The sequence below is a fragment of the Streptomyces sp. NPDC029138 genome, assembly GCF_055564375.1.
Genome location: NZ_JBVHWM010000031.1, coordinates 31,710 through 58,220 on the forward strand (window position 1 = coordinate 31,710; position 26,511 = coordinate 58,220).

The following is a 26,511-nucleotide window of genomic DNA, read 5'->3' on the forward strand; positions in this document are numbered from 1 at the left end:
GCGCCGGCCGTCGTGGGGACTCAGCCTCGGGACGTTCTCCGCCGGGCGTCGCCGGTGTCCGGCACCGGCCGCGGGCGGTCGGGGAGACCAGGACCGTCTTGCCCTCAAGCCGCTTCACGACGACGCCCCCGCACGCAGGGCGTCGGAAACGGACTTCACACCGCCGTGCGCGGTGAGCCCGCCGTGGAGGGGGCGTCGGCGCCGGTGATGAACGACGACTCGTCCGACAGCAGGAACACGACCAGCGAGGCGCCCTCGAAGACGGTGCCGGTGCGGCCCAGCGGGGTCTCGCGGCCGTTGGCCGCGCGGAAGGCCAGGGAGGCGGCGGCGGTCATCTCGGTCTCGATGTATCCGGGGTGGACGGCGTTGACCCGGATCCCGCACGGCCCGAGTTTCAGCGCCGCCGTCTTCGACAAGCCGCGCAGCACCCATTTACTGGTGGTGCAGGCGAGGGGTAGTGGGCGGTCAGAGCCGCCGAGGAGCGCCGCCTGCCGCCGCCACTTCCGTTCAACGGATCAACGTCTCCAGATGAGCGCCCTTGACCCAGGAGCCCGGCAGTTCGCGGTGCAGGGCCACGATGTTCTGGCGCAGCGCCAGGCCCAGCGCGTCCTTTGAACGTGCTGCCAGTGGTGACGAACAGGGCGACGTCGGCGCCGTGTTCGAGGCGGGCGGTGCCGACGAATTTCTGCATGTCCTGTGAGGACACACTGCGGTGCGGCGCGTACTTCTTGCACTGGACGACCAGCTCGCGGCCGTCGGCCAGGTAGCCGACGACATCCGCGCCCGGGTCGCCGCTCTTGCCGCTGACGACGACTTTCGTGCAGCCGTCGCGCCGGCACAGATCGGCGACGTACGTCTCGAACTCCTGCCACGACAGCGCGTCGACCGACCGGGGTGGTGGCGGGCAGATTGGTCATCCAGTAACCGGTTGGCTCATCGGTTTCTTCCGGCTGTTCGACCAGCAACCCCGCACCTGGATTACGGCGAAGTGCGAGGTCATCGTCTCTTTGCTGCCCTGCCGCCAGCTGACCTTCTCGAACACGGCGGAAGGCCAACAGGCAGGCAGCCAACACGTCCGGCTGAAATCCGCCGTCGGGTTCTGGATCCCACGGACCGACTCCCGACACTACGAACGGCAGACCGCCACGCCGTCAGGCCATTTCCCTCTTCAGCGCATGAAACGAGGTCAGTCGAACTGCTCAAGCGTGCCTTGTGACGGCATCGCCTCCAAGCTGCCACATCTCATAGTTCCCACATTCTGCCGTGATCTCGGCCGTCGACTGAGCCGCAGTGACGAAGTCATCTACTACCGGCGAGGTGTGCGATGCCGCCACAGCGAGGCATACCTGTTCGGGCGCCAGATCCGGGATGGGCACATAGACGACGTCTGGATGCGAGTAGAACACGGACGCCGAACGGGCCAGGAAGGAGATGCCCCGCCCTGCCGCGACGTGCTCGAGCGTCTCGTCCACGCCGCGCACCGGGTACCCGGCATTGGGGAGCGGGCGCTTGGTGGGCTGCGTGCTCGGGTCACCGTGCCAGACCAGCGGTTCGCCGGCCAGGTCGGCCTCGGTGACCTCCTCCTTGTCGGCAAACCGGTGTCCGGCGGGCAGTACCGCTACCCGCGGCTCGGTGTACAGCGGGGTGACGCGCAGGCCGGCCTCGTCGATGGGCAGCCGCACATAGCCGACGTCGATGCGGCCGTCGAGCAGCATCGCAGCCTGGTCGTCCCCTTCGATCCGCTGCACGTCCACGACCACGTCCGGGTGCCGGTCCTCGAACGCACGGGCCGCCGGGGTGACTGCAATGCCGGCCCGGAAACCGACCATCAGCCGCCGCTTGCCGCTGGCGGCCGCGGTCACCCGGCGGCGGACCGCGTGGGTTGAGGCGAGCAGCGGACCGGCGTCGGCCAGCAGTTGCCGGCCCGCGTCTGTCAGCTCTACGCCGTGGCGATCCCTGGTGAACAGCGTGGCGCCGAGATCCTGCTCGAGCGCGCGGATCTGTCGGCTGAGCACCGGCTGCGCGATGTGAAGCTCCTCGGCGGCGCGGCCGAAATGCAGGCGGTCGGCCACGGTGACGAAGTAACGCAGTTTGCGCATATCCAGATCCATAAAACCTCCCGGCCCGGTGATGCCTCCAGGGTATCACCACGGCTTCAATAGGTCTTGGACACCCACTCAGACCCGATGGCAGCATGAAAAACAGGCGCTTGAGGGCGTCGAAGTAAATTCGACCCAAGAATTCGACACTGAAATTTGATAGCAGGGCCAAAGCCCGGAAAGCAGGAACACCGATGAGCAGCATCAGCATTATCGGACTGGGAAACATGGCCCGTGCTTTGGCCGGCCGGGCGCTCGCCGGCGGTAACGCCGTCGAGATCATCGGCCGCGACCAGGCCAAGGCCAAGGAATTGGCCGCCACGCTCGGCGGCGCCACGGTCGGGACGTCCGGGGCCGCCCCGACCGGGGACATCGTGATTCTCGCCGCGCCGTACGCCGGCGCGGCGGCGGTGGTGAGGGAGTACGGGGACGCGCTGCGTGGCAAGATCATCGTCGACCTCACTAACCCCGTAGCCTCCGACCTTCAGGGCTTCGTCGTCCCCGACGGCAGTTCCGGCGCACAGGAGATCGCCAAGGCGGCTCCCGACGACGCGCATGTCGTCAAGGCGTTCAACACCGTGTTCTCCCACGTTCTGGCGGCCGGCCCGACCGAGGACCGCCCTCTGGACGTGTTCATCGCCGGCGACGACGCGCAGGCGAAGGCACGCGTGTCGGCGTTCGTCGAGAGCCTGGGGCTGCGCCCCTGGGACACCGGGGAACTGTTCATGGCGCGAGCACTGGAGAACGTCGGCCTGCTGGAGCTGGGCCTCATGAACCACTCCGTCAAGCACACCAATTTCTCCCTCGGCATCACCCTTCTCGGCTGAGCGCCCCCTACCACCACCTCTCGTGCCGTATTACGCCAGTTCACTTACGGCACGAAAAGACCCTGCACCTACCCTCACAAGGACAGTTAGATGCGCGTATTCGTCGCTGGGGGGACCGGCCATTCCGGTTCGTACATCATCCCCGGGCTCATCGCCGCCGGGCACGAGGTCACCGGCCTGGCCCGGTCGGACGCGGCCGCGGCGGCCCTGTCCGCGCTCGGCGCGAAGGTGCGTCGCGGCGACCTCCAGGATCTCGACGGGCTCAAGGAGGCAGCCGCGGACTCCGACGGCGTCATCCACGTCGCCCACAGGCAGGATCTGCTTCCCTCCGGCGGGCTGGACGCCGTGGCCGCCGCGGAGCTCCCGATCATGCTCGCGTACGGCGAGGCACTCGAGGGAACCGGAAAGCCGCTGGTCGCGGCGGGAAGCATCGGCTCGCCCGGGAACCTGGAGCGGCCGGCCACCGAGGAGGACCCGGCCCTCCCCGCCGGCGAGGAGCACAAGGGCACCCTGCGGATCCGCAACGTCGTGGAAAGAGCCGTTGTCGACCTCGCCGAGCAGGGGGTGCGGTCTTCGGTCGTGCGGATCGCCAACATCGCGCACAGCACGACCGATCGTGCCGGCTTCCTCCCCACGCTGATCGCGCTCGCGAAGGAAAAGGGGTTCGTCGGCTACCCCGGCGACGGCGCGAACCTGTGGAACGCCGTGCACATCCGCGATGCCGCCACCTTGTTCCGCCTGGCGCTGGAGAAGGGGCCGGCCGGCAAATACTGGCACGCGGTCGAGGACGGGGGCATCCCGTTCCGCGAGATCGCCGAGGCCATCGCCAGCCGCCTGGGCCTGCCCGCCGTGAGCGTTCCCCAAGATGCCCTGATGACGCCGGGGTACTTCGGGTTCCTCACGAATATCGTCACGCAGAGCTACCCGGCGTCCAACCTCATCACCCGCCGCACCCTCGGCTGGGAACCCGCCCGGCCCGGCCTGCTCGCCGATATGGACAACGGCCATTACTTCCCAGCCGGCTGACGGCAGGAACCCGGATCGTAACGAGCCCGGCAACCGGCGATTTCGGCTCTTTCGAAGGACGTTGAGATTATGACGACTGTGGGATTCATCGGAAGCGGAAGCATCGGCAGGACCCTCGCGCGACTCGCTGTCGAGGCCGGACACCAGGTGGTGCTCAGCAACTCGCGCGGTCCCGAAACGCTCGTGGACACGGCCGCGGAACTGGGGCCGCGGGCGTCCACGGCGACGAGCGAAGAGGCCGCAGCGGCCGGTGACATTGTCGTGGTCACGGTGCCGGTCAGCGCCTTCCCCCACGTGCCCGCCGCGCCACTGGCCGGGAAGACGGTCATCGACACCTGCAACTACGGCCCCGAGCGTGACGGGCACATCCCCGAGCTCGACAACAAGTCCCTCACCTCGAGCGAGCTGCTTCTGCGGTACGTCCCGGACGCCCTGCTCGTCAAGGCGTTCAACAACATCTTCTTCAAGCACCTGCTGTCACTCGCACGCCCGGTAGGGGCGGCCGACCGCTCCTACCTGCCGATCGCCGGTGACTCCGCACCGGCGAAGGCGGCGGTGACCGCATTCATCGACTCCATCGGCTACAGCGTGGTAGACGCGGGAACGCTGGCCGACAGCTGGCGGCAGGCGACGGGCACACCGGTGTGGGGAACACCGTACGGGCCGTACTCGAACGAGAAGGGCCAGCCGGCCGGCGAGGACGCCATCCGCGCGGCACTGGCCACCGCGACGCGGTAGCCGTCAATCAACGCGTACCGTGATGCGGTCCGGCCTGCCATGCCCCCGCCCGGTGGATACGGGTGGGGGCATGTTTTCCCCTACGCGTACGCGACGGACGCCGACTCCGATGAGGCCGCCGAGGACCTCACGGCCCTGTGCGAGACGGTCCTCACCCACACCCCGCCCACCACGCTCGCCGACTTCCTGACCGAGCAAGTACCCCAGCCCCGCGCTGCCCTGGCGCTCGCGTGCATCCTGCAGCTCACCGACACAGACGACGGTGCACGCATGTGGTGGCAGTTCGCCGCCGGCGCGGGCCAGCCCGCCGCGGCCCACTGCCTCTACCTGCACCACCTCACCCAGGGGGAGCAGGGAACCGCCCAGTGGTGGCACGAACAGACCGACGACCTCACGCCACCGCCCGAGCCGAACGCCCGCAGCGGGCATCATGAGCGCCGGCCGACAACCAGGTGGCACCCCGCCACGCACCCCGTCACCAGCACTTCCACCACCACCCTTCTTCGCGTCCTGCGCCACCTCGCCAAACACACCGTCCGTCCCCGCAGCGCCGCGGTCACCGAACTCATGGCCTACGCCTCCACAGCGGTCACCGCGGGATGGCTGCGCGAACCCGACTCCGACATCCCCCTGCCGGGACCGGACTTCGCCGACCGGATCACCGAGCTGATCGAAGCAGCCGCGAACAAGCCGGACGTCTCCGACACCCACCCCGCACGCTCCGCAGACCAAGACCTTCCTCCCGACCCCGACCAGAACGCCCCAGCCAGGACTGCCGTACCTCAGCACATTCAGGAACCCGCACAACGGTGAACAACTGAACCGAGGGGGCGCCCGCCCACAGACAACGGCACCGCTGCCCTGACAACGAGCTGAGGGAACGGTGCCGTTATTGATCACGTGGTGCCCTTCAGGCGGTGGGGGGGGGGGGGGGGGGGGCCCCCCCCCCCCCCCCCCCCCCCCCCCCCCCCCCCCCCTCTCCACCGCTCCGGTCGCATCGGCCGGCGCCCTCACCGCCGTACGACGTCCCCGAACCGGATGTCGTACGCGGTGCCCGGGTGCATGACCGCGAGCATCCGCTCCCCCTCCGCGGTCACCTCCTCCCGCCGCGCCCTGGTCAGCGCGACGAAGGTCTCGATGACGAGGGTGTCGCCGTCGAGCTTCCACAGCCCGGCCAGGAAACCGTCGACGAGCAGGGTCCGGTAGGCCTGGTTGCCCTGCCAGTGACGGCCGCGGTGCGCGGGCGGTACGACACGGGTGCGGTCGGCGTGGGAGAGCAGGAGGTTGTCGAACTCGGGCAGGAAGCGGGGCGGTGCGGGGGTGGCCGGGTCGGGGCGCGGGGCGTCGGGGAGGTCGAACAGTTCGACGCCGTCCGGGTCACGGAAGGTCAGCAGCCGGGGGCGCAGGCGTTCGAAGGCGGGCCTGAGGCGGGTGAGCCCGGCCCAGGTCTGCATGTCCCGTACGGAGGCGGGGCCGAAGGCGGCGAGATAGCGCAGGACCACGGAATCCGGCGCGGGCGCGGGTTCGCCGGGGCGGCCCAGCCAGTGCTCGGCGGTGGTGAGGGCGACCTGGCCGGTCTCCTCCCACAGCCCGCGCGGGGTGACCTGGACGAGCGGGAGCGTGCAGCGGGCGGCGACGGCGAGGGCCCGCGGGTCGGCGTCCGGCCACTCGGCGCCGAGGGCCGCGCGCAACTGGGCCATGGTCCGCGGCTCGGCCTCCACCAGTTCCCGGGCGACGGCCGCGAGCCGGTCCAGGTCGACGCCGGCCAGCCCCGTGCGGAAGTTCCCCAGCTCGCGGTCGCGGGCCGGCTGGACGAAGGGCCGCAGGGCGAGGCAGTCGTCGGCGGTGTGGGTGTGGATCGTGGACCGCAGCGTGACGATCCTGGCGACCTCCCGCCCGGCCATCAGCGCGGACAGCCGCTGCGGCGCGAAGCCGTCGAGACGGGCGGCGAGGGCGTAGTACGGAGGCCTGGTGTTCTGCGCCTGAAGGCCGAGGAGATGGCTCACCGCGTCGCTCACCGACCGCGCGGACCGGCTCAGCAGGAGCTGCCGGGCGAGGGTGGCGCGGTTCAGCGCACGGACATCCATGACCGGCTCACTTCCCGGACCACCCCGGACACCGCTCCGCTTCCCGCTGCTCCTGGTCATGGCCGCACGCTAACGCCACTCGCGGACAACGCCTGTCCGCGACGGTCACCGGCATGCGGTTGTCCCGTCGCCGTCGGCTGTGGTGTCGTACGTAGGGATCAAGGGCTTGGCGGAAGGGGCGGACACGGGCGACGCGTTGGTGCTGGGTGGCGGGGGCGTGGGCGGGATCGCCTGGATCACCGGGGTGCTGGCGGGGCTCGCCGAGGCCGGGCGGGAGTGACCGGGGCCGGTCTGCTCGTGGGGACCTCCGCCGGGTCCACCGTGGCGGCGCAGGTGGGCAGCGGGCTGAGCCTGGAGGAGTTGTACGCCCGCCAGGTGGATCCCGCCTTGCAGGCCGCCGAGATCATGGCCGAGATGGACCTGGAGAAGTTCGCGGCGGAGATCGGCTCGGCCATGGAATCGGCCGCGTCCATGACGGAGTTGCGGCGCGTGGTCGGGCGGGTGGCACTGGATGCCCGGACGGTCTCCGAGACGGAGCGGCGCGCGGTCATCGAGTCCCGGCTGCCGTCCCACGGGTGGCCGGAGCGGGCGCTGAAGATCGTCGCGGTGGACGCGGACAGCGGTGAGCCACGGGTATTCGACCGGGCCTCGGGCGTGCCGCTGGTGGACGCCGTCGCGGCGAGCTGTGCCGTGCCGGGTGTGTGGCCGCCGGTGACGATCGACGGGCGCCGGTACATGGACGGCGGGGTGCGCTCCGTAGCCAACGTCGACCTCGCCGCCGGTGCCGACCGGGTGCTGGTGCTGGTGCCGCTGGGCGCCACCGAGCCGTTCCCCAGCGAGCAGCCGCTGGAGCGGTCCGTGGCGGAGCTGCGCGAGGCGGGCGCCGAGGTCGTCGTCGTCGCTCCCGACGAGGCGTCGGCCGCGGCGATCGGCGACAACGCCCTCGACCCGGCCACCCGCCGCCCGGCCGCCGAGGCGGGCCGGGCACAGGGGCGGACGCTCACGCTGCCCTGGGCGCGGGGCTGAGCGGGCTCGTACGCCGACCGTTCACGGCGTGCGGTCGCACACCGAGGGGAGCCACGTCAGGCCCGGGGTGGTGCCGAGGGTGTCCAGGGAGTGCAGCAGGTCGTCCAAGTGGCGGGGGTGGGCGAGGAATTCGATCGTCGCCTCGGCGAACGCGTCCCGTACCGCGGGCGGCATCGCGTCGGAGGCGTCGAAGCAGTGCACCGCCCGCTGGTCGCGGAGGGTGAGCGCCAGGGAGCGGCGCCAGTCCGGGTCGGCGTCGCCGGAGGTGGGCGGGACCCCGGTGTGGACGGAGAAGCCGGACTCCTTGGCGCTCCAGGCGCGCTGGGCGTCGGCGGAGGCCAGATACCGGATCAGCTTCTTGGCCGCCGGGGTGGCGTGCAGAAGGGCGACCAGGTCGCCGGAGACCTCCCACGCGCGGGTCGTGGGCGCGCCGAAGATCAGCTGGGCGGAGGGTTCGTAGCGCCCGTCGACGTCCTTCCAGGCGGGCCGGCCCCGGATGAACGACGCCTGGTGCTCCAGCGTGCAGCCCCGCGGGCTCGCGGTGACCGGTTGCGACGCCACCTGGTACGGGGTCTCCAGGGCCCGCCGGACGAGGTCCCGGTCGCCTCCCGCACCGACCAGGTCGCGCCAGGTGGTCCACGCCGCCTTCACCTGCTTCGAGCCCCAGGGCAGTTCGCCGCGCGCCCACCGCTCATAGACGTCCGGACCGTACCGTTGCAGCAGGATGTCCTCGATCCAGTCGGTGCCGGGCCAGCCGCTGGTGGCGCCGGAGCCCATGCCGACGCACCACGCGGCCGGCTGGTGCACCGCCTGCTCGCGCTGCCGCTCTCCGACGTCGGCCGGGTACCAGACGATGCTCTTCAGGTCGGCCTTGAGCGGGAACCAGTACACGTGCCCGTCCGCCAGCGGCATGGCCCACGAGGCGCCGAAGTCCCCTCGGTCCACCAGGCCTTCGAGCGGCAGGAGGTGCTTCTGCCGGGCGTACTCGGCGAGTTCGCCGGGGCCGGTGAGCACCACCACGTCGGGCGGCGTCCCGGCCTCGACATCGGCGCCGAGCACCTGGCTCTCGGCATTGCTGCCCTGGTAGTCGACGCGGATGTGGTACTTCCGCTCGAACGGTTCGATGACCGCCTTCCGGAAGTTCTTCTCGTCCTCGCCGGTCCAGTTGGCCAGCAGGGTGACGGTCGGCTCCTGCCCGAGGGCGCGTACGCCCACCACGACGGCCGCCGCGAGCACGGCCAGGCAGCTCGCCACCACCGTGACGATGCGGACCAGGCGGCGGGAGGGGCGGAACCGGGTGCCGGGGGCGGCCGGCGCGGGGCCGCCGGGGTGCGCGCTCACCGGGGCCTGAACCGGTAGTCGTCGATGTGCCGCCGCAGGCCCGTCTCGACCAGTGCCATCAGCAGGACGCCTCCTATCAGGATCCACACAGCCGCCGACGCGCGGAAGCCGGTGTGCGCCAGGTGCGAGGCGGTGTCCCGCCCCGCGTCGGGGATGAGCCGCCCGGGCAGCGGGCGGTCGAGCAGGCGCCAGGTGTCCGCCATCCCCTGCTGGGTCCATACGGTGAACAGCACGGCGGTGACGACACCGCCGACCAACAGGACGAGTGCGGCGAGGAGTTGCCGGTTGTACCGGCGCCGGAAGCGGCGGCGGAGGAAGAGCTGGGTCTCCACCAGCGCGGCACCCAGAGCGAGGGCCAGCAGCAGGGTGACGCTCCAGGCGAGCCACAGCAGCGGGCCGAAGGAGGTCTGCCGGTGCACGGCCGCCCGCTGCTGCCGTTGCAGCGCCTTCAGGCGGTCCTGTATCCCGGAGCCCTTCTCCGTCAGGATGCTGGTGGCATAGCGGCGGTAGGCCTCGCGCAACACGCTGCCGTCGGGCTGGAGTTGCGACTTCTGGACCTTCACCGCGTAGACGGTGATCAGCCCGGTGATCGTCTGGAGTGCCTGCCGGCCCGCCGGCCCGCCGACGTCGTCGTCCGCGGCGGCGGCCGACAGGCTCTGCGCGGCGACCGAGATCTGCTTCTGGAAGTCGCTGGTCGGGGCGGGCGCGCCGGCGTCCCGCTCGGCCTGGTCGAGCGCGTACCGCGCGGTGTCCAGGGACAGGACGGCCGGCGCGCTGGAGGTGCGCAGCGGGTTCGCGTCGCTGTGCACACCCTGGTACGACACGAACAGCGACAGCGCGAGCAGGGCCGACAGAGCCAGCAGCAGGCGGTGGCGGACGGTCAGGTCATGGGCGGTCGTGCTGCCGCCGTCCGCCGGGCGCGGCCCGGCACCGGGGAGCCGGGCGCGCAGGCGGGCGAGGCGGCGGGGCGCCCTTCCCGGGGCGTGACGGTCGGCCGGGCGGGCGCGCGAGGCTCGCGGGGCGGGCACGGCTGCCGGCTGCACATCGGTCGCGGTGCCGGGTGGCGTCCCTCTGCCGGTGGTCATGCGGGCGCCCCCCTCAGCAGCCGGCCGCACTTGCCGCCGCAGTAGACGGAGTCGGCCGGGCCGAGCCACTTGCAGCCCGGACACTCGATGAGTCCGTCGGGGCGGACGGGGATGGGGGGATGGGCGGAACCGGGCGGGTTGGCGGAACCGGGTGAGGAAGCTTCCGGTGGGGTCCCAGATCCATGTGGGGTCACCGCCGCCCCGGCGGCACGCCCCGCGCCCGAACCCGCCGCCGCCGATGACCGGGGCGGTGACGGTGTGGCCGCCGACTGCTCCGGTGGCGTCGTCAGGGCGCTGGAGAGGATCAGGTGCTGCCAGTCGACGTCCTTCAGGCCGGCCCGTATCCGGCCGGGGCCCGGCGCGGCCTCGATCAGCCGGAGCGCGCCGAGCAGTTGGGCGTCGCCCAGTTCGGCGGCCAGCGACAGCGCGCGGGCGAGTTCGCGGTCCGCCGTGTCGCGGCCCTCCGTGCCGCGCAGCCAGGCCCGGTAGGCACCGGCGACGGCGGCGCTCGCCCGCTGGTACAGCTCGTGCCGGCGGACCCCGGGATGCTGCCGGGAGGCGTCGAGCGGGTTGTCGGTCCAGCGCACCAGGACGGGCTGCGGCGCGGGCAGCCGTACCGGCCGGCCGAAGTCGGGCACGACGATCTCCACGGCGGCGAGCTGGAGGTCCTCGCCGGTCTCGCGGCCGGTCGGGTCGGCGGTCAGGACGACCTGGAAGTGACGTACCTCGTCGCCCCAGGCGCGGGTGACGTACTCCGCGCCACGCCCTCGGGAGCCGACCGGGAGGGGTGGCAGTTCCTGTTCGCTCGGCACCACCTGTTTGACCTGGCGGATCACCGTGCCGGGCGTGGGGGTGAGCCGGATGCGCAGCTCGGGTACCGCCGTGCCGAGCAGCCCGGCCACCAGCTCCTCGTACGCCGCCGTCAGTTCGGACTCGGCGCGGACGGCCCGGGCGCGGCCGTGCAGCCGTCGGGTGATGCGCAGCAGCAGTTCGGCGTCCCAGTCGTCGCCGATGCCCCAGGCGTCGCAGACCAACCGGCCCTCGCAGGCGTCCAGCGCGGTGTCCAGGGACATGGCGGCCCGGTCGTCGTGCTCGTTGCGCCCGTCGGTGAGCAGCAGGACGTGTTTGACGGGGGCGGGATGGTCCTTGAGCAGCCACCGGGCGAGGTCGAGCCAGGTGCCGATGGCGGTGCCGCCGTCCGCGTCCAGGATGCGTACGGCGCGTTCGGCGGCCTCGCGTTCGCCGGGGCCGGCGACGGCGAGCACCGCGCTGCCGGACCCGGGGTGGACGAGGGTGGCGTCGAACCGTCCGGAGAGCACGGCGAACGCGGTGCCGTCGGGCAGCATCCGCACCGCCGCGACGGTGGCGTCCTTGGCCGCGTGCAGTTTGGCGGCGGGGTGGAGCATCGAGCGGGAGGTGTCGACGATCAGCACCTCGGCGAGCGCGGGGCCGGTGCCGGGGACGGGCGCGCCGGGGTGTCCCGGGCGGCCCTGGCTGCTGACCCCGATCTCCAGGATGGCGTGCATCTCCGGGTCGGGGTGGCGCCCGGCCGGCTCCGGCGCGACCGGCAGTTCCTTCTGCTGGCCGACCGCGAGCGTCACCTCGGTCTCCTCGGCCACGGTCATCGCTGCCTCTTCCCAGGGGTCGTGTTCGGAACGGTTGCTGTTCCTCGGAGTGCGCGGGTGGGTCAGAACGTGGTCATCGGCCGGACCGCGTGGGCCAGGTCGAGGAGCCGGCCGTGCTCCCCGGCGGTGCGGGCCTGGGCGGCCAGTTGCCGGAAGGAGTGCTCCAGCCGGGTGCGCAGGCCGTCCTCGTCCCCGGGCCCGAGGAGGTCCCCGGCGGGGAAGTCCGGTCCCCAGCCCTGGGCCGGCCGGCTGTGCAGGGCGTTCTCGCGGACCTCCGCGACCAGCCGGGCCCGGGACTCCCCGGCCGCCGCGCCGCCGTCCAGGCGCAGTTCCGGCAGCCGCCGGGCCGCGTCCCGCAGGCCGGCCGGGGTGGGCGGGCTGCCGTGCAGGATGCCGGCGCGGACGCGGACGGCCGCGATGCGGGCGGCGTCGTAGTGCCGGGAGGTGGCGGGCACCTCGTCGAGGACGTGGACTGCGGCGTCCCGGTCGCCGCCGGCCAGATGGCCGCGGGCCAGGCCGAACGCGGCGGCGGTGTGCGCGGAGTCCCGTTTCCAGACGGCTTCGTAGTACCGCATGGCCCGCGCCGGGCGCCCGCCGCCCGGGGGCGGGGAGCCGGTGTGTTCGGCGCAGTAGCCGAGGGCGAGCTTGGGCACGTACTCGCCGGGCAGGGCCCGGTAGACGGCGTCGAAGCGGGCGCCGGCCAGCTCCACCTCGCCCTTGCTGAGGTGCAGCACGCCGTGGTGCCAGGCGATGCGCCAGTCATGGGCGGCGGCACGCTCGCCGAGCTGGGTCTCGGCCTCGGCGAGCCAGCTCCGCGCCGCCTGCTGCTCGCCCTTTCTGAGATAGGCGCGGCACAGCCACAGCGCGGTCTCGGGGGTGCCCAGGCGGGATTCGCGGGGCCACTGCCGGGCGACCCGGTCGGGGGCGTCGGGCGGGAAGGTGTCCAGGAGCAGGGCGGCGCCGTCGTCGGGGTCGGGGAGCGGCTCGGGCAGGGCGCCGGCCACCTCGGCGGCGGCGGGCGGGGAGACGTCCAGGCCGGCGGGCCGCTCGCCGGGGCGCAAGGTCCAGTGGTCGAGAGCGGGGATGGCGCCGAGCCCGGCGTCGAGTCTGGCACCGGTCGCGCGGAACCGGGTGGAGCTCTCCGGCAGCTGCTCGCCGAACTGGAGCGATCGGAACTCGCGGAGCACTTCCCACAGTTGGCGGGACATCTCGGCGGCGGAGCGGAACCGGGCGCGGGGTTCGGCGTGGGTGGCGCGGGCGATGAGGCGGCGGAAGGAGTCGGGGGCGAGGCCACGGGCGGGTTCGGTGCCGCGGGCCAGGGCCTGGAGGGTCATGCCGACCGTGTAGAGGTCGCTGTCGACGTGCCAGCCGCGCCGGTCGATCTCCTCCTGGGGCGGGGCGAAGCCGGGCGTGTGGACGTAGGCGGAGGCGCGGTCGCCGATGGCGCGGACGGCGCCGAGATCGATGACCTTGATCGCCCGGCCGAAGTGGATGACGTTGGCGGGCTTCATGTCGCAGTAGAGCAGGCCGCGTTCGTGCATGTACTGGAGGGCGCCGAGGATCTTGCAGCCGTAGGTGAGCACGTGGTCGAGCCGGGGACGGCCGTGGAAGATCCGCTCGACGTCGTCGGCGTCGAAGAGCTGTTGCAGGGAGCGCCCGCCGATGTAGTCCATGACCAGGTAGCCGGTGGGTGAGCGGCCGGGGGCCTGGTGTTCGGCGTAGGTGATGATGCGGACGATGTCGGGGTGGTGCAGGTTGGTCAGGGAGCGGCGCTCCTCGACGGCGGTGCGGCGGGCCAGGGCGTCGTGGACGTTGATCTGGCCCTTGAGGACGACCCGGTGGCCGTCGGCGCGGGTGTCCTCGGCGAGGTACACCCAGCCGAGGCCGCCGTGGGCGAGGCAGCCGAGCACCTTGTAGTGGTCGGCGACGATGTCGCCCCTGGCGAGCTGCGGCAGGAAGGAGTAGGGCGTGCCGCAGCGGGGGCAGCGGCCGGTGGCGCGGGCGGGCTGGCCGCCGTAGCCGATGCCGATGGTCATGGTGCAGCCGTTCGCGCCGCAGCGGCGGCCTCCGGTGGGCGGGCGGGGGTCCTCGACGAGGACGTCGTCGGGGACGGGGACTTCGGGCAGGACGACCAGTCCGTGCTGGTCGAGTTCGCCGATGCCGGCGACGGCGTGCACGGCCGCCGGGCCGGGGGCCTCCTCGGCGGTGCCGGCCGGGGGCCGGGCCGGCGGTGCGGCGCCCGGCTCGGCGTGCCGGTGCCCGCAGGTGTCGCAGTAGCCGGTGCCCATGATGCGGCCCGCACAGCCGGGCCGGATACACGAGGTCACGAGACGCGCTCCTCTCCGATCCGGGCCACGAGACGCCCACCGGGCCCCACGCACGAGATCGCAAGCCGCCCACCAGGCCCCACACATGAGGTCGCGAGACGCCCAACGGGCCCCACACATGAGGTCACGACACACCCTCCGGGCCGCACGTACGCGGTCACGAGACGCGCTCCTCTCCGAGCCGAGTCACGAGACGCCCACCGGGCTCACGCGCGAGGTCACGAGACGCCCTCCAGCCCACACGCACGAGGTCACAAGACGCCCACCGGGCTCCACACATGAGGTCGCGAGACGCCCAACGGGCCCCACGCACGAGGTCACAAGACGCCCAACGGGCCCCACGCACGAGACCGCGAGACGCCCAACGGGCCCCACGCACGAGACCGCGAGACGCCCAGCGGGCCGCACGCACGAGGTCACGAGGCGCCCTCCTCACCGGGTGTGGTGGTGGAGCAGAAGCCGACGAACCGTTCGACGGCGGCCTCGGCCCGCTCGATGTCGCAGGGGGTCTGCCGCAGCAGCGAGACGGCCTGCTCGTAGAGCCGGTACGCCGCCATGACCCGGTCGCCCTGCGCGGCGGCCCGCTGCCGGCACAGCGGCCACTCGGCGCCGACGCGGCCGAGGAGTTCCTCGCGGCGGCGCAGCCGGGCGTCGAGCAGGGCGACGGCCTTCTCCAGGCGGCGCCGGCGGCGGCCGACGGCGTCCTCGAAGGTGAACAGCAGTCCGGCGCGGGCGGGTTCGCGTTCCTGGTCGGGGGCGTGGTCGATCCAGGCGCGCAGCATCCGGCTGCGCCGCACCCCGGCCTCGGCCCGGTCGAGCAGTTGCCGGGTGCCGGGCGGGGGCAGTACGCGGTCCCGGCGGGCGTCGAGCGCGGGTCCCAACTCGTCGGTGATCCGGTCGATTTCGGTGCGCAGGCGGGTCCAGCGGTCGCGCAGCGGGTGGTGGACGAGGAACTCGGCGGCCTGCTCCGCTCGTTCGCCCGGACTGCGGAACACCAGCAGCAGCCGGGCGCCCTGCCGGGCGAGCCGGTCCAGCAGGCCGAGCAGCGCGTCGGGGTCGGCGGCCTCGTCCACGGCGACCAGGACGGCGGCGAGCGGGAGACGCAGGGTGCCGAGCCGTTCGGGCCGGGGGTCGTCGCGGATGCCGAGGCGTTCGGCGATCCGGTCCATGACCTCCACGGCCGTCAGTCCCTTGACGTCCAGGGCGAGGTCGTGGGCGCCGGCGGGGGGCACGGTCTCGGGCGGGTCGTGGCTGACGGCGCTGGTGTTGCGGTGGGTGCGCAGTTCGCGGTCGGCGAGGGTGACGGCCCGTTGCAGGGTCCAGGCGCGGTCGCCGCGCGCGGGGACGACGGTGACGAGCACCGGCCAGCCCTCGCCGCGGAACCAGGAGGCGAGTTCGGTGGCGAACGGGACGTCGAGCCGGCCGGCGGCGGCGCCGGTGCCGGTGCGCAGCCGGGGGTCGACGGCCTCGGCGCCGTCGGTCCAGGCGGCGACCTGCGGCAGATGGCTGAGGATGGTCTCGGTGGGGCTCATGTAGCTGAAAGCGGAGCCCGGGCCCTCGTCCACGCTCAGGACGATGCCGATGACCTGGTCGGTGGCGTGGTCGACGACGCCGCCGCCGCTGAAGCCGTCGTCGGCGAGTTCTTCGGGGGTGAGCGGGCGCAGTTGCACCTGGCTGTCCCGGCCGCGCGCGGCGACCAGGGTGGCGCCGTGCCAGCGCCCGCCGTCGTCGCCGCGCGGAAAGCCGTACATGCTGACGGGACCGTGCGGGGCGGCGAGCCGGTAGAGCCGGGTGGTGTGCTCGGCGGGCAGCGGGGCGGCCAGGCGCAGCAGGGCGAGGTCGCCGCTGCGGTCGCCGAAGGTGTCCTCGCTCTGGGGTACGTGTTCGTCGGGGCGGGCGGTGGCGGCTACGGCGGCCAGGCCGGGGACGCCGACCAGGCGGACGGTGTAGCGGTGGCCGGGCCTGACGACGTGTGCGGCGGTGAGGACCCGCTCGGGGGCGAGCAGCACGCCCGCGCCGAGGACCCGGCCGTCCGGTGTCTCGATGCGCGCGATCCAGGACGGTGTCCGTAAGCGCGATGCGACGACTCGCTCCCCCGTGCGCGTCATGGCCCCGAGGTTACTCCGCGTACCCGCCCGGTACCACTGGTGTGCACGGGGTCGTTGCGGAAGCCGGTCACCTGAGTCGAACGCATGCACTATACACACGGTGTATAGTCCGGGCATGCCTCTTACGACGATCTCGACGCCGACGCACGCCACCACTGACGCGCCCAAGAAGATGCGTGGAACGGGCCGGAGGTTGCGTGGCTGGGCGCTCGCGTCCGCCGCCGCCTGCCTGACGCTCACCCTGTCCGGCTGCGCCCAGGTCGACACGACCGCACCGAGCACCGCCCGCGCCGAGGCGGCACACGGGGCGCCGGCCCGGTTCGGGACCGTCGACTGCCGCGAGGCCAAGTGCATCGCGCTCACCTTCGACGCGGGGCCCAGCGAGAACTCCGCGCGGCTGCTCGACATCCTCAAGGAGAAGAAGGTCCCGGCCACCTTCTTCCTGCTCGGCAAGCGGCACATCGAGAAGTACCCGGAGCTGGTCAAGCGGATGGCGGCGGAGGGCCACGAGGTGGCGAGCCACACCTGGGACCACAAGATCCTCACCCGCATATCCGACGCGGAGATACGCGAGGAACTGACACGGCCCGACGACGCGATCGAGCGGCTCACCGGGCGCAAGCCGACGCTGATGCGCCCGCCCCAGGGCCGTACCGACGCCGACGTGCACAAGATCTGCAAGGAGCTGGGCCTGGCGGAGGTGCTGTGGAGCGTGACCGCCAAGGACTACACGACCGACGACTCGGCGCTCATCACCAAGCGGGTCCTCGACCAGTCGTCCCGGGACGGGATCATCCTGCTGCACGACATCTATCGCGGTACCGTGCCGGCCGTGCCCGGCATCATCGACGCGCTGAAGGCGCGCGGCTACGTCTTCGTGACGGTCCCTCAGCTGCTGGCGCCCGGCAGGGCCGAGCCCGGCAAGGTGTACCGCCCGTAGCCCGACCCGCCGCTCAGAACACCACCGACCAGCCCTCGCGGTTCGCCTGTTCGGCGGTGTAGGAGACGCCGTGGACCTTCAGACCGGCCGCGTCGAGGAGCGTGATCTCGCCGCCCTGGTTGCCGAGCGGGGTCTCGGCGGTGAGCGGCACGGTGAGGCAGGCGCCGGGCGTGAGCGGGGCCGTGGCCGGGACCGGCGAGCCGTGGCCCAGGCGGCTGACGATCCGCCAGCCGGTCAGATCGACCGGGTCCGGCGAGGCGTTGAGCAGGGTCACGGTCTCCGCCTCGGGCGCCGGGCCCTTCGGGTTGACCGTCGCCGCGACGATCATCACGGGCTGCACGCCGGTCGTGGGCCGGGTGCCGTCGACGTCGTCCAGGGTGTGCCCGGTGGTGTCGTCGGTGTGCCAGGACTGGCTCTGGAAGGCCAGGAAGATGCCGACCCAGCGGGACTGCGCGGGGAAGCGCAGCAGAAGTCCGCCGTCCTGCCAGACGCCGTCGTCGCCCTTGAAGCGGCGGCTGTTGCCCTGGTTCATGTGGACGTCGTGCACGCCGTTGCCGGGCAGGAAGCCGAACACCTTGTCCTTGACGGCGGGTTCGGGGCCGAAGCGGGAGCCGAAGACGTGGGCCCGCGCCTCCTGGTCCGCCACCGCGCGCTGTACGTAGTGGTCGAGGAGGTCGGCGAGGTCGTTGTCCGGGCCCTCGACGTCCGGCGGGAGCGAGCGCATCCCGGCCGGGTCGAAGAGGTTGCCGCGCACGAAGTCGAGGGTCGGGCCGCCTGGGCCGGCCGGCAGGGTGTTCCAGCCGCCGGGCAGGCCCTCCAGGGCGGTGGTCAGCGGGTGCCGGAAGTCGTCGGCGACCAGGTAGAGCAGTTCGGAAGGGTGCTCCTGGGAGAGCACGTTGACCGCGGCGCGGTAGTGCGTGCCGTGGTCGTCCGTGAGGTGGATCTGGTAGTGCGGTGTCTCCCGCGCGCCCTCGCGCCGTGTCTCCACGACGCGGGCGATGAGAACGCCGTAGTTCTTCACCGGCATGGCGATCAACTCCCCCGTACGACGGGCTGATTGCCCAGCCCGTGGCAGGAAGCGTAGAAGCAGGACCCCCGTGGCGCCGCCCCGCGCACCGACTGTTTCAGCATACGACTCCTCACGGACACCTGCTACGCGAGCGGGGCGAGGCGGCGGGTGAACGCGCAGGTGACCGGCGTCCATTGCCTACGATCGTGCCGTGCCCACCTTCTCCTTCGAACGTACGGCCCCGCTCCCGCTCGCCGAGGCGTGGCGCCGGCTCACGGACTGGCCGCGTCACGCCGACGCGGTCCCGCTGACCCGGATCAGGGTGCTCACGCCCCCGCCGACCCGCGAGGGCACGCGCTTCGTCGCCCGGTCGGGGTTCGGCCCGCTCGCCCTCGACGACGTGATGGAGGTGACGGTGTGGCGCCCGCCGACCGACGACGAGCCCGGCCTGTGCCGCCTGGAGAAACGCGGCCGGCTCATCCTCGGCTGGGCGGAGATCGAGGTCCGCCCGGGCCCCGGGGGCCGCAGCCGGGTGGTGTGGCGGGAGGACCTGAGCGTCCGCTTCCTCCCCCGAGCCTTCGACGGCGTCGTGAAGTCGGCGTCCCGCCTGCTGTTCGGCCGGGCGGCGAACCATCTGCTGAGACACGGGTGAGCCAGGGGACGGGCGGGTGCGCCGGCCGTCGGCGGCGGGCGTCCTCAGTCCCTGCGGCCCGTCAGTGCCACCGTGACGCCCAGACCGATCATCGTCAGGCCGCCTGTTCCGCCGACCGCGGACAGGCGGCGGGGGGAGCGGGCGAACCAGTCGCGGGCGGCTGAGGCGGCCAGGCCCCAGGCGGCGTCGGAGATCACCGCGATGGCGTTGAAGACCAGCCCGAGCAGCAGCATCTGCGCCGGGACGTGCCCCTGCTCGCGGTCCGCGAACTGCGGCAGTACGGCGGCGAAGAACACCATCGTCTTGGGGTTGGCGACACCGACCGCGAAGCCCTCCCCCAGGGTGCGCAGGCCGCCGTCCGCCGGACCGGACTCCGCGACCGCGGCCCGTAGCGAGCCGCGCTGCCGCCACGCCTTGACGCCGAGGTACACGAGATACGCGGCGCCCGCGAACTTCAGAACGGTGAAGACGAGGACCGAGCGCTCGACGATCGACCCGATGCCGAGCGCCACGGCGACGACGAGCAGATACGCGCCGAGCGTGTTGCCGACGACGGTGGTCAGCGCGGCCCGGCGGCCGTGGGCCAGGGCCCGTCCGATCACGAACAGGACGCTGGGGCCGGGGACGATGATGAGCAGGAGGGAGAGGGCGGCGAAGGCCGCCAGCCGGTCGGGGGACACCATGCCGTCATGCAACACAGGGGCGACAGCGGTCGGCAAACCCTTTTCAGGCCACCGACCCGATCCGCCCCGCCGGCCGCGTGGCCGTGTCGTGGTGGATGGGCGTGTGCGCGCCGGTCAGTGACACTCCGCTGCCCCCGCGCCGGCCGGCGACGATCTCCGCGGCGATGGACAGCGCCGTCTCCTCGGGCGTAAGGGCGCCGAGGTCCAGGCCGATCGGGGAGCGCAGCCGGGCCAGCTCCAGCTCGGTGACGCCGACCGCGCGCAGCCGCTCGGCCCGGTCCAGGTGGGTACGGCGGGAGCCCATCGCGCCGACGTAGGCGACCGGCATCCGCAGCGCCAGCCGCAGCAGCGGTACGTCGAACTTGGCGTCGTGGGTGAGGACGCACAGGACGCTGCGGCCGTCGACCTCGGTCCGCTCCAGGTACCTGTGGGGCCACTCCACGACGATCTCGTCTGCCTCGGGGAAGCGGGTCTTCGTCGCGAACACCGGGCGGGCGTCGCACACGGTGACGTGATAGCCGAGGAACTTGCCGATCCGGACCAGCGCCGACGCGAAGTCGATCGCGCCGAAGACGATCATCCGGGGTGCGGGGACGGAGGACTCGACCAGGACCGTGAGCGGGGCGCCGCAGCGGGAGCCCTGTTCGCCGATCTCCAGGGTGCCGGTGCGGCCCGCGTCCAGGAAGGCACCGGCCTCGGCGGCGACCGTGCGGTCCAGTTCGGGATGGGCGCCGAAGCCGCCGTCGTACGACCCGTCGGGCCGGACCAGGAGGGCCCGGCCCCGCAGCTCGTCCGGGCCCTCGGCGATCCGCGCGACCGCCGCCGCCTCCCCGCGGGCGGCGGCGGCCAGCGCGGCCTCGAACACCGGCCGGGCGGGACCGTCCGCCCGGACCGGCGTGACGAGGATGTCGATGACGCCGCCACAGGTCAGGCCGACGGCGAAGGCGTCCTCGTCGCTGTACCCGAAGCGTTCGAGGACGGTCCGCCCGTCCTCCAGCGCCTGCCGGCACAGCTCGTACACGGCACCCTCCACGCAGCCGCCGGAGACCGAGCCGATCGCCGTGCCGTCGGCGTCCACCGCGAGGGCGGCGCCGGGCTGGCGCGGGGCGCTGCCGCCGACGGCCACCACGGTGGCGACGGCGAAGTCACGGCCCTGCTCGGCCCACCGGTTCAGCTCCTCGGCGATGTCCAGCATCTGTCGTTCTCCTCAGGCGGGTTGGAGGTGTCAGGACGGCCGGCTAGTGGACGCCCAGCCAGGCCTCGATGGGATGAAGGGCGAAGTAGACCAGGAATACGACCGTCAGGCCCCACATGAAGGCGCCGATCTCACGGGCCTTGCCCTGGGCCGCCTTGATGGCGACGTACGAGATGACGCCCGCGGCGACACCGGTGGTGATGGTGTACGTGAACGGCATCAGGACGACGGTCAGGAAGACCGGGATCGCGGTCGCGCGGTCGCCCCAGTCCACGTGCCGGGCGTTCATCAGCATCATGGCGCCGATGACGACCAGCGCGGCGGAGGCGACCTCCTGCGGCACGATCGCGGTGACCGGGGTGAAGAACAGGCAGGCCGCGAAGAACAGGCCGGTGACGACGGAGGCGAGACCCGTGCGGGCTCCCTCGCCGACGCCCGTCGCCGACTCGATGAACACGGTCTGGCCGGAGCCGCCCGCCACACCGCCGATCGCACCGCCGGCGCCGTCGATGAACAGCGCCTTGGACAGGCCCGGCATCCGGCCCTTGTCGTCGGCCAGTTCGGCCTCGGTGCCGACGCCGATGATGGTGGCCATGGCGTCGAAGAACCCGGCGAGCACCAGGGTGAAGACGATCATGCCGATCGTCATCGCGCCGACCTCGCCCCAGCCGCCGAACTCGACGTCGCCGAAGAGCGAGAAGTCGGGCATCGAGACGGCGCTGCCGTGCAGTGCGGGGGCGCCGCCCGCCCACTGCCCGGCGTCGATGACGTCGAGGCCGTTGAGGACGGCGGCGACGACCGTGCCGGAGACGATGCCGACGAGGATGGCGCCGGGGACGTTCCGGGCCTGGAGCATGAAGATCAGCAGCAGGGTGCCGGCGAAGAGCAGCACCGGCCAGCCGGCGAGTTCACCGGCGGGGCCGAGGGTGAGCGGGGTGGCCTTGCCCTGGTGCACGAAGCCGGCCTTGTAGAGACCGATGAGGGCGATGAACAGGCCGATGCCCATGGTGATGCCGTGCTTGAGCGCGAGCGGGATCGCGTTCATGATCATTTCACGCAGGCCGGTGACGACCAGCAGCATGATGACCACGCCGTACATCACGCACATGCCCATGGCCTGCGGCCAGGTCATGTGGGGGGCGACCTGTGAGGACAGCACCCCGGAGACGGAGAGGCCGGCGGCGAGGGCGAGCGGTACCTTGCCGACGAAACCCATCAGCAGCGTGGTGAAGGCCGCCGCGAACGCGGTCGCGGTGATCAGCGCCTTCTGGCCGAGCGTGTCCCCCGCCGCGTCCTTGCCGGACAGGATCAGGGGGTTGAGCAGGAGGATGTAGGCCATCGCCATGAAGGTGGTGATGCCGCCGCGCACCTCACGCGCGACCGTGGATCCTCTTCCGGATATGTGGAAGTACCGGTCGAGCCAGGACCGCCCGGCCGGGACGCGGCTGCCTTCGCCGGCGTCCTCGGCCGCGGTCCTGGGCTCCACTGACTGCTGGGTCATGGGCCAACTCCCAAGGTTCATAGGTGCACCCGTGCAGGGCCTTGTCCGGCACGGGATTTGGGATTGGACGACCCGGGGGACGGCCCGAGACGAACAGTGGGGGTCCGGGGGGACGAAGTCCCCCCGGGAGATCACCGGTTGGAGCCCCGAAGGGTCACGTTCCCGTCAGGTGCTCGGGCCGCACCGGCGTGCGGTTGAGTTCCAGCCCGGTCGCGTTCCGGATCGCCGCGAGGACGGCCGGGGTGGACGACAGGGTCGGGGCCTCGCCGATGCCGCGCAGCCCGTAGGGGGCGTGCTCGTCGGCGAGTTCGAGCACGTCGACGGGGATGGTCGGCGTGTCGAGGATGGTGGGGATCAGGTAGTCCGTGAAGGAGGGGTTCCTGACCTTGGCGGTCTTCGGGTCCACGATGATCTCCTCCATCACGGCCACGCCCAGGCCCTGGGTCGTGCCGCCCTGGATCTGGCCGATGACGGAGAGCGGGTTGAGCGCCTTGCCGACGTCCTGGGCGCAGGCCAGTTCGATGACCTTGACCAGGCCCAGCTCGGTGTCGACCTCGACGACCGCGCGGTGGGCGGCGAAGGAGTACTGGACGTGTCCGTTGCCCTGGCCGGTGCGCAGGTCGAAGGGCTCGGTCGGCCGGTGCCGCCACTCCTCCTCGACCTCCACGGCGTCGCCTTCGAGGACGTCGACCAGGTCGGCGAGGACCTCGCCGTCGTCGGTGACGACCTTGCCGCCCTCCAGCAGCAGCTCCGCCGTGGCCCAAGCGGGGTGGTAGGAGCCGAACTTGCGCCGGCCGATCTCCAGGACCTTCTCGCGGACCAGCTCGCAGGCGTTCTTCACGGCGCCGCCGGTGACGTACGTCTGCCGGGAGGCCGAGGTCGAGCCGGCCGAGCCCACCTGGGTGTCGGCCGGGTGGATCGTCACCTGCGTGACGCCCAGCTCGGTGCGGGTGATCTGCGCGTGGACGGTGACACCGCCCTGGCCGACCTCCGCCATCGCGGTGTGCACGGTGGCGACGGGCTCGCCGCCCACGACCTCCATGCGCACCTTCGCCGTGGAGTAGTCGTCGAAGCCCTCGGAGAAGCCGACGTTCTTGATGCCGACCGCGTAGCCGACCCCGCGTACGACGCCTTCGCCGTGGGTGGTGTTGGACAGTCCGCCGGGCAGCTGCCGTACGTCGGCGCCCTCGCTGGACTCCCACTGGCGCTCGGGCGGCATGGGCATCGCCTTGACGCGGCGCAGGAGTTCGGCGACCGGCGCCGGGGAGTCGACGGGCTGCCCGGTCGGCATGAGGGTGCCCTGCTCCATCGCGTTGAGCTGCCGGAACTCCACCGGGTCCATGCCGAGCTTCTTCGCCAGCTTGTCCATCTGCGCCTCGTAGGCGAAGCACGCCTGGACCGCGCCGAAGCCGCGCATGGCGCCGCAGGGCGGGTTGTTGGTGTAGAGGGCGATGGCCTCGATGTCGACGTCGTCGATCACGTACGGGCCGACGCTCAGCGAGGAGGCGTTGCCGACGACCGCCGGGGAGGCGGAGGCGTAGGCGCCGCCGTCCAGGACGATCCGGCACTTCATGTGGGTCAGCTTGCCGTCGCGCGTGGCCCCGTGCTCGTAGTGGAGCTTCGCCGGGTGGCGGTGGACGTGCCCGAAGAAGGACTCGAACCGGTTGTAGACGATCTTCACCGGCTTGCCGGTGCGCAGGGCGAGCAGGCAGGCGTGGATCTGCATCGACAGGTCCTCACGGCCGCCGAACGCGCCGCCGACACCGGCCAGCGTCATGCGCACCTTCTCCTCGGGCAGGCCGAGGACGGGCGCGATCTGGCGCAGGTCGGAGTGGAGCCACTGGGTGGCGATGTAGAGGTGGACGCCGCCGTCCTCCTCGGGCACGGCGAGGCCGGACTCGGGGCCGAGGAAGGCCTGGTCCTGCATGCCGAAGGTGTACTCGCCCTCGACGATCACGTCGGCGCGCCTGCGCGCCTCCTCCACGTTGCCGCGGACGATCGGCTGGCGGTGGACGATGTTCGGGTGCGGGACGTGCCCGGCGTGGTGGTCGTCGCGGTTCTCGTGGACGAGGATCGCGTCCGGGGCGGTCGCGGAGGCCTCGTCGGTGATGACGGGCAGTTCACGATAGTCGACCTTGATCTTGGCGGCGGCGCGGCGGGCCGTCTCCGGGTGGTCGGCGGCGACGATCGCGACCGGCTCGCCGTGGTGGCGTACCTTGCCGTGCGCGAGAACCGGGGTGTCCTGGATCTCCAGGCCGTAGTTCTTCACCTCGGTGGGCAGGTCGTCGTACGTCATGACGGCGTACACGCCCGGCATCGCGAGGGCCTCGGAGGTGTCGATCGAGACGATCTCGGCGTGCGCGACGGTGGAGCGCAGGATCTGGCCCCACAGCATGTCCTCGTGCCACATGTCGGACGAGTACGCGAACTCGCCGGTGACCTTGAGGGTGCCGTCCGGGCGGAGCGTGGACTCCCCGATGCCGCCCTTCGTCTGCGAACCCTGAGTGATCTTGGTGGGTGCACCGTTGGCCGGCATGCTCAGACCCCCTCGGACTGCCGTGCGGCCGCCAGGCGGACCGCGTCCATGATCTTCTCGTAGCCCGTGCAGCGGCACAGGTTGCCCGACAGGGCCTCGCGGATGTCCGCGTCGGTCGGGTTCGGGTTGCGCTCCAGCATCTCGTCGGCGGCGACGAGCAGGCCCGGGGTGCAGAAGCCGCACTGGACGGCGCCGGCGTCGATGAACGCCTGCTGGATCGGGGAGAGTTCCGTGCCCTCACCGGTCTGCGAGTCGGTGCTCTTGGCCTGCCACCGCTTCGCCTCGTCCAGGCTCGTACCACCGCAGGCACCTGTCCCGCAGGAGCGCTGCCTGGCGAAGTCCGCCAGCCCCTCGACGGTCACCACGTCCCGGCCCTCGACCTGGCCGGCCGCGACCAGGCAGGAGCAGACGGGCACGCCGTCCAGCCGCACGGTGCAGGAGCCGCACTCGCCCTGCTCGCAGGCGTTCTTGGAACCCGGCAGGCCGAGGCGCTCGCGCAGGACGTACAGCAGGGACTCGCCCTCCCAGACGTCGTCCGCCTCCTGCGGCCGTCCGTTGACGGTGAAGTTGACGCGCATTACGCAGCTCCCTCAGATGCGCGGCGGGCGCCGCGGTACGACTCCCAGGTCCAGGTGAGCGTCCGGCGGGCCAGCACGCCGACCGCGTGCCGGCGGTAGCTCGCGGTGCCCCGGACGTCGTCGATCGGGTTGCAGGCGGCCGAGCACAGGTCCGCGAACTGCTTGGCGACCGACGGGGTGATGATCTTTCCGTTGTCCCAGAAGCCGCCCTCCTCCAGGGCCGCGTTCAGGAAGTCCTCGGCGGCCTTGGCCCGGACGGGTGTGGGCGCGGCCGAGCCGATGCCGGTGCGCACGGTCCGGGTCCCCGGGTGCAGGGCGAGCCCGAAGGCGCACACGGCGATGACCATGGCGTTGCGGGTGCCGACCTTCGAGAACTGCTGCGGGCCGTCGGCCTTCTTGATGTGCACCGCGCGGATCAGCTCGTCGGGCTGGAGCGCGTTGCGCTTGACGCCCGTGTAGAACGCGTCGATCGGGATGAGGCGGGTGCCCCGGGCCGCCGACGCCACCTCGACCTCGGCGCCTGCCGCGAGGAGGGCGGGGTGGGCGTCGCCGGCGGGCGAGGCCGTGCCGAGGTTGCCGCCGACGCCGCCGCGGTTGCGGATCTGCGGGGAGGCGACCGTGTGCGAGGCGAGCGCGAGGCCCGGCAGCTCGGCACGGAGATTCTCCATGATCGTGGTGTACGGGACGGAGGCACCCAGCCGTACGGTGTCCTCGCCGACCTCCCACTCGTAGAGGTCGCCGACGCGGCCCAGGTCGAGGAGGTACTCGGGCCGGCGGTGGTCGAAGTTGATCTCGACCATCACATCGGTGCCACCCGCAATCGGCACAGCGGTGGGGTGCTCGGCCTTCGCGGCGAGCGCCTCCTCCCAGCTGGCGGGGCGAAGGAAGTCCATGACCGGCTCTCTTCTTCGTCTCGTGGGTCGTACAGATTGAGCCAATCCGTGTGCGGCGGGCCCGGCTCGTTCATGTGCTGTTAACGCGGAGTGGACTCAGTACACCGCCCTGTGCTCCGACGGGGTCAGTCACCGAAACCATGAAGGAGTTCGCTGGCCAGGGCGAGCATCTTGTAGATTCGTATGAACGGAGGACATCGCTAACCTCTCCGTTTTCCTGGGGAAACGCGGGTAA

The 26,511-nt window shown here is 72.2% G+C and carries 21 protein-coding genes and 3 pseudogenes; 8 read left to right on the plus strand and 16 right to left on the minus strand.

Annotated elements, in window-relative coordinates:
• Positions 1-114 precede the first annotated feature (114 nt).
• Positions 115-481 (minus strand): annotated as a pseudogene (locus ACZ4WH_RS23530) (SDR family NAD(P)-dependent oxidoreductase); the annotation flags it as partial.
• Positions 482-577: 96 nt separating this feature from the next.
• On the opposite strand from ACZ4WH_RS23530, the gene ACZ4WH_RS23535 reads away from it, so the two are divergent.
• Positions 578-700: a hypothetical protein gene (locus ACZ4WH_RS23535; protein WP_468183413.1), complete on the plus strand. Its 123-nt coding sequence runs from the start codon at positions 578-580 to the stop codon at positions 698-700.
• On the opposite strand, the pseudogene ACZ4WH_RS23540 reads toward ACZ4WH_RS23535, so the two are convergent.
• Together ACZ4WH_RS23540 and ACZ4WH_RS23545 are read right to left on the minus strand one after the other, a co-directional pair.
• Positions 674-910: pseudogene (locus tag ACZ4WH_RS23540) on the minus strand (restriction endonuclease); the annotation flags it as partial. The gene ACZ4WH_RS23535 and the pseudogene ACZ4WH_RS23540 overlap by 27 nt on opposite strands.
• Positions 911-1,199: 289 nt before the next feature.
• A complete protein-coding gene (locus ACZ4WH_RS23545) occupies positions 1,200-2,111 on the minus strand; it encodes a LysR family transcriptional regulator (RefSeq protein ID WP_468183416.1) in 912 nt (303 codons plus the stop codon).
• Positions 2,112-2,293: 182 nt separating this feature from the next.
• On the opposite strand from ACZ4WH_RS23545, the gene ACZ4WH_RS23550 reads away from it, so the two are divergent.
• The 4 genes from ACZ4WH_RS23550 (at position 2,294) to ACZ4WH_RS23565 (ending at position 5,503) form a co-directional block, all read left to right on the plus strand.
• On the plus strand, positions 2,294-2,926 hold the full coding sequence (locus tag ACZ4WH_RS23550) for an NADPH-dependent F420 reductase (RefSeq protein ID WP_468183419.1): 633 nt from the start codon (positions 2,294-2,296) through the stop codon (positions 2,924-2,926).
• A 90-nt stretch (positions 2,927-3,016) separates the two neighbouring features.
• Positions 3,017-3,952 carry an SDR family oxidoreductase gene (locus tag ACZ4WH_RS23555; RefSeq protein WP_468183422.1) on the plus strand — a complete coding sequence of 312 codons (936 nt, stop codon included), beginning with the start codon at positions 3,017-3,019 and terminating at the stop codon, positions 3,950-3,952.
• A 78-nt stretch (positions 3,953-4,030) separates the two neighbouring features.
• Entirely contained in the window at positions 4,031-4,690 is a 660-nt protein-coding gene (locus ACZ4WH_RS23560) for an NADPH-dependent F420 reductase (protein ID WP_468183557.1), read from the plus strand.
• Positions 4,691-4,729: 39 nt separating this feature from the next.
• Entirely contained in the window at positions 4,730-5,503 is a 774-nt protein-coding gene (locus ACZ4WH_RS23565) for a hypothetical protein (protein WP_468183425.1), read from the plus strand.
• A gap of 197 nt (positions 5,504-5,700) precedes the next feature.
• Here ACZ4WH_RS23565 and ACZ4WH_RS23570 read toward each other — a convergent pair whose 3' ends face one another.
• Positions 5,701-6,777 carry a winged helix DNA-binding domain-containing protein gene (locus ACZ4WH_RS23570; protein ID WP_468183428.1) on the minus strand — a complete coding sequence of 359 codons (1,077 nt, stop codon included), beginning with the start codon at positions 6,775-6,777 and terminating at the stop codon, positions 5,701-5,703.
• Positions 6,778-6,934: 157 nt separating this feature from the next.
• Here ACZ4WH_RS23570 and ACZ4WH_RS23575 point away from each other — a divergent pair.
• Positions 6,935-7,803 (plus strand): annotated as a pseudogene (locus tag ACZ4WH_RS23575) (patatin-like phospholipase family protein).
• Between the two features lie 21 nt (positions 7,804-7,824).
• Here the strand turns inward: ACZ4WH_RS23575 and ACZ4WH_RS23580 are convergent.
• The 5 genes from ACZ4WH_RS23580 to ACZ4WH_RS23600 form a co-directional block, all read right to left on the minus strand.
• A complete protein-coding gene (locus ACZ4WH_RS23580; RefSeq protein WP_468183431.1) occupies positions 7,825-9,144 on the minus strand; it encodes an ABC transporter substrate-binding protein in 1,320 nt (439 codons plus the stop codon).
• Positions 9,141-10,229 carry a hypothetical protein gene (locus ACZ4WH_RS23585; protein WP_468183434.1) on the minus strand — a complete coding sequence of 363 codons (1,089 nt, stop codon included), beginning with the start codon at positions 10,227-10,229 and terminating at the stop codon, positions 9,141-9,143. Before ACZ4WH_RS23585 ends, ACZ4WH_RS23580 begins: the two co-directional genes overlap by 4 nt.
• The gene (locus ACZ4WH_RS23590) at positions 10,226-11,854 is read right to left on the minus strand and encodes a VWA domain-containing protein (RefSeq protein WP_468183437.1); all 1,629 of its coding nucleotides are present in this window, start codon (positions 11,852-11,854) and stop codon (positions 10,226-10,228) included. Before ACZ4WH_RS23590 ends, ACZ4WH_RS23585 begins: the two co-directional genes overlap by 4 nt.
• Positions 11,855-11,916: 62 nt before the next feature.
• Positions 11,917-14,181: a serine/threonine-protein kinase gene (locus ACZ4WH_RS23595; protein ID WP_468183440.1), complete on the minus strand. Its 2,265-nt coding sequence runs from the start codon at positions 14,179-14,181 to the stop codon at positions 11,917-11,919.
• Between the two features lie 416 nt (positions 14,182-14,597).
• A complete protein-coding gene (locus ACZ4WH_RS23600; RefSeq protein ID WP_468183443.1) occupies positions 14,598-16,289 on the minus strand; it encodes a trypsin-like peptidase domain-containing protein in 1,692 nt (563 codons plus the stop codon).
• Between the two features lie 172 nt (positions 16,290-16,461).
• Between ACZ4WH_RS23600 and ACZ4WH_RS23605 the strand changes: the two genes are divergently transcribed.
• The gene (locus ACZ4WH_RS23605; RefSeq protein ID WP_468183560.1) at positions 16,462-17,229 is read left to right on the plus strand and encodes a polysaccharide deacetylase family protein; all 768 of its coding nucleotides are present in this window, start codon (positions 16,462-16,464) and stop codon (positions 17,227-17,229) included.
• Positions 17,230-17,242: 13 nt separating this feature from the next.
• Here the strand turns inward: ACZ4WH_RS23605 and ACZ4WH_RS23610 are convergent, their stop codons facing one another.
• The gene (locus ACZ4WH_RS23610; RefSeq protein WP_468183446.1) at positions 17,243-18,256 is read right to left on the minus strand and encodes a DUF2278 family protein; all 1,014 of its coding nucleotides are present in this window, start codon (positions 18,254-18,256) and stop codon (positions 17,243-17,245) included.
• Positions 18,257-18,449: 193 nt separating this feature from the next.
• Here ACZ4WH_RS23610 and ACZ4WH_RS23615 point away from each other — a divergent pair, with 193 nt between their 5' ends.
• Positions 18,450-18,890: an SRPBCC family protein gene (locus tag ACZ4WH_RS23615; RefSeq protein WP_468183449.1), complete on the plus strand. Its 441-nt coding sequence runs from the start codon at positions 18,450-18,452 to the stop codon at positions 18,888-18,890.
• A 44-nt stretch (positions 18,891-18,934) separates the two neighbouring features.
• On the opposite strand, the gene ACZ4WH_RS23620 is transcribed toward ACZ4WH_RS23615, so the two are convergent.
• The 6 genes from ACZ4WH_RS23620 to ACZ4WH_RS23645 form a co-directional block, all read right to left on the minus strand.
• Positions 18,935-19,573, minus strand: a complete 639-nt coding sequence (locus ACZ4WH_RS23620; protein WP_468183452.1) for a LysE family translocator — start codon at positions 19,571-19,573, stop codon at positions 18,935-18,937.
• A 43-nt stretch (positions 19,574-19,616) separates the two neighbouring features.
• Positions 19,617-20,768, minus strand: a complete 1,152-nt coding sequence (locus ACZ4WH_RS23625; protein WP_468183455.1) for an XdhC family protein — start codon at positions 20,766-20,768, stop codon at positions 19,617-19,619.
• Positions 20,769-20,811: 43 nt separating this feature from the next.
• Entirely contained in the window at positions 20,812-22,269 is a 1,458-nt protein-coding gene (locus ACZ4WH_RS23630) for an NCS2 family permease (protein WP_468183458.1), read from the minus strand.
• Between the two features lie 154 nt (positions 22,270-22,423).
• On the minus strand, positions 22,424-24,805 hold the full coding sequence (locus ACZ4WH_RS23635) for a xanthine dehydrogenase family protein molybdopterin-binding subunit (RefSeq protein WP_468183461.1): 2,382 nt from the start codon (positions 24,803-24,805) through the stop codon (positions 22,424-22,426).
• A 2-nt stretch (positions 24,806-24,807) separates the two neighbouring features.
• Positions 24,808-25,383, minus strand: a complete 576-nt coding sequence (locus ACZ4WH_RS23640) for a (2Fe-2S)-binding protein (protein ID WP_468183464.1) — start codon at positions 25,381-25,383, stop codon at positions 24,808-24,810.
• A complete protein-coding gene (locus tag ACZ4WH_RS23645) occupies positions 25,383-26,276 on the minus strand; it encodes an FAD binding domain-containing protein (RefSeq protein WP_468183467.1) in 894 nt (297 codons plus the stop codon). The genes ACZ4WH_RS23640 and ACZ4WH_RS23645 overlap by 1 nt, the downstream gene beginning before the upstream one ends.
• Between the last annotated feature and the right edge of the window lie 235 nt (positions 26,277-26,511).

Bases quoted from the DNA above. Each gene is read 5' to 3' on its own strand.
- ACZ4WH_RS23535 (WP_468183413.1), top strand. From the start codon at position 578: ATGTTCTGGCGCAGCGCCAGGCCCAGCGCGTCCTTTGAACGTGCTGCC.
- ACZ4WH_RS23545 (WP_468183416.1), bottom strand. From the start codon at position 2,111: ATGGATCTGGATATGCGCAAACTGCGTTACTTCGTCACCGTGGCCGAC.
- ACZ4WH_RS23550 (WP_468183419.1), top strand. From the start codon at position 2,294: ATGAGCAGCATCAGCATTATCGGACTGGGAAACATGGCCCGTGCTTTG.
- ACZ4WH_RS23555 (WP_468183422.1), top strand. From the start codon at position 3,017: ATGCGCGTATTCGTCGCTGGGGGGACCGGCCATTCCGGTTCGTACATC.
- ACZ4WH_RS23565 (WP_468183425.1), top strand. From the start codon at position 4,730: ATGCCCCCGCCCGGTGGATACGGGTGGGGGCATGTTTTCCCCTACGCG.
- ACZ4WH_RS23570 (WP_468183428.1), bottom strand. From the start codon at position 6,777: ATGGATGTCCGTGCGCTGAACCGCGCCACCCTCGCCCGGCAGCTCCTG.
- ACZ4WH_RS23585 (WP_468183434.1), bottom strand. From the start codon at position 10,229: ATGACCACCGGCAGAGGGACGCCACCCGGCACCGCGACCGATGTGCAG.
- ACZ4WH_RS23590 (WP_468183437.1), bottom strand. From the start codon at position 11,854: ATGACCGTGGCCGAGGAGACCGAGGTGACGCTCGCGGTCGGCCAGCAG.
- ACZ4WH_RS23600 (WP_468183443.1), bottom strand. From the start codon at position 16,289: ATGACGCGCACGGGGGAGCGAGTCGTCGCATCGCGCTTACGGACACCG.
- ACZ4WH_RS23605 (WP_468183560.1), top strand. From the start codon at position 16,462: ATGCGTGGAACGGGCCGGAGGTTGCGTGGCTGGGCGCTCGCGTCCGCC.
- ACZ4WH_RS23610 (WP_468183446.1), bottom strand. From the start codon at position 18,256: ATGCCGGTGAAGAACTACGGCGTTCTCATCGCCCGCGTCGTGGAGACA.
- ACZ4WH_RS23620 (WP_468183452.1), bottom strand. From the start codon at position 19,573: ATGGTGTCCCCCGACCGGCTGGCGGCCTTCGCCGCCCTCTCCCTCCTG.
- ACZ4WH_RS23625 (WP_468183455.1), bottom strand. From the start codon at position 20,768: ATGCTGGACATCGCCGAGGAGCTGAACCGGTGGGCCGAGCAGGGCCGT.
- ACZ4WH_RS23630 (WP_468183458.1), bottom strand. From the start codon at position 22,269: ATGACCCAGCAGTCAGTGGAGCCCAGGACCGCGGCCGAGGACGCCGGC.
- ACZ4WH_RS23635 (WP_468183461.1), bottom strand. From the start codon at position 24,805: ATGCCGGCCAACGGTGCACCCACCAAGATCACTCAGGGTTCGCAGACG.
- ACZ4WH_RS23640 (WP_468183464.1), bottom strand. From the start codon at position 25,383: ATGCGCGTCAACTTCACCGTCAACGGACGGCCGCAGGAGGCGGACGAC.
- ACZ4WH_RS23645 (WP_468183467.1), bottom strand. From the start codon at position 26,276: ATGGACTTCCTTCGCCCCGCCAGCTGGGAGGAGGCGCTCGCCGCGAAG.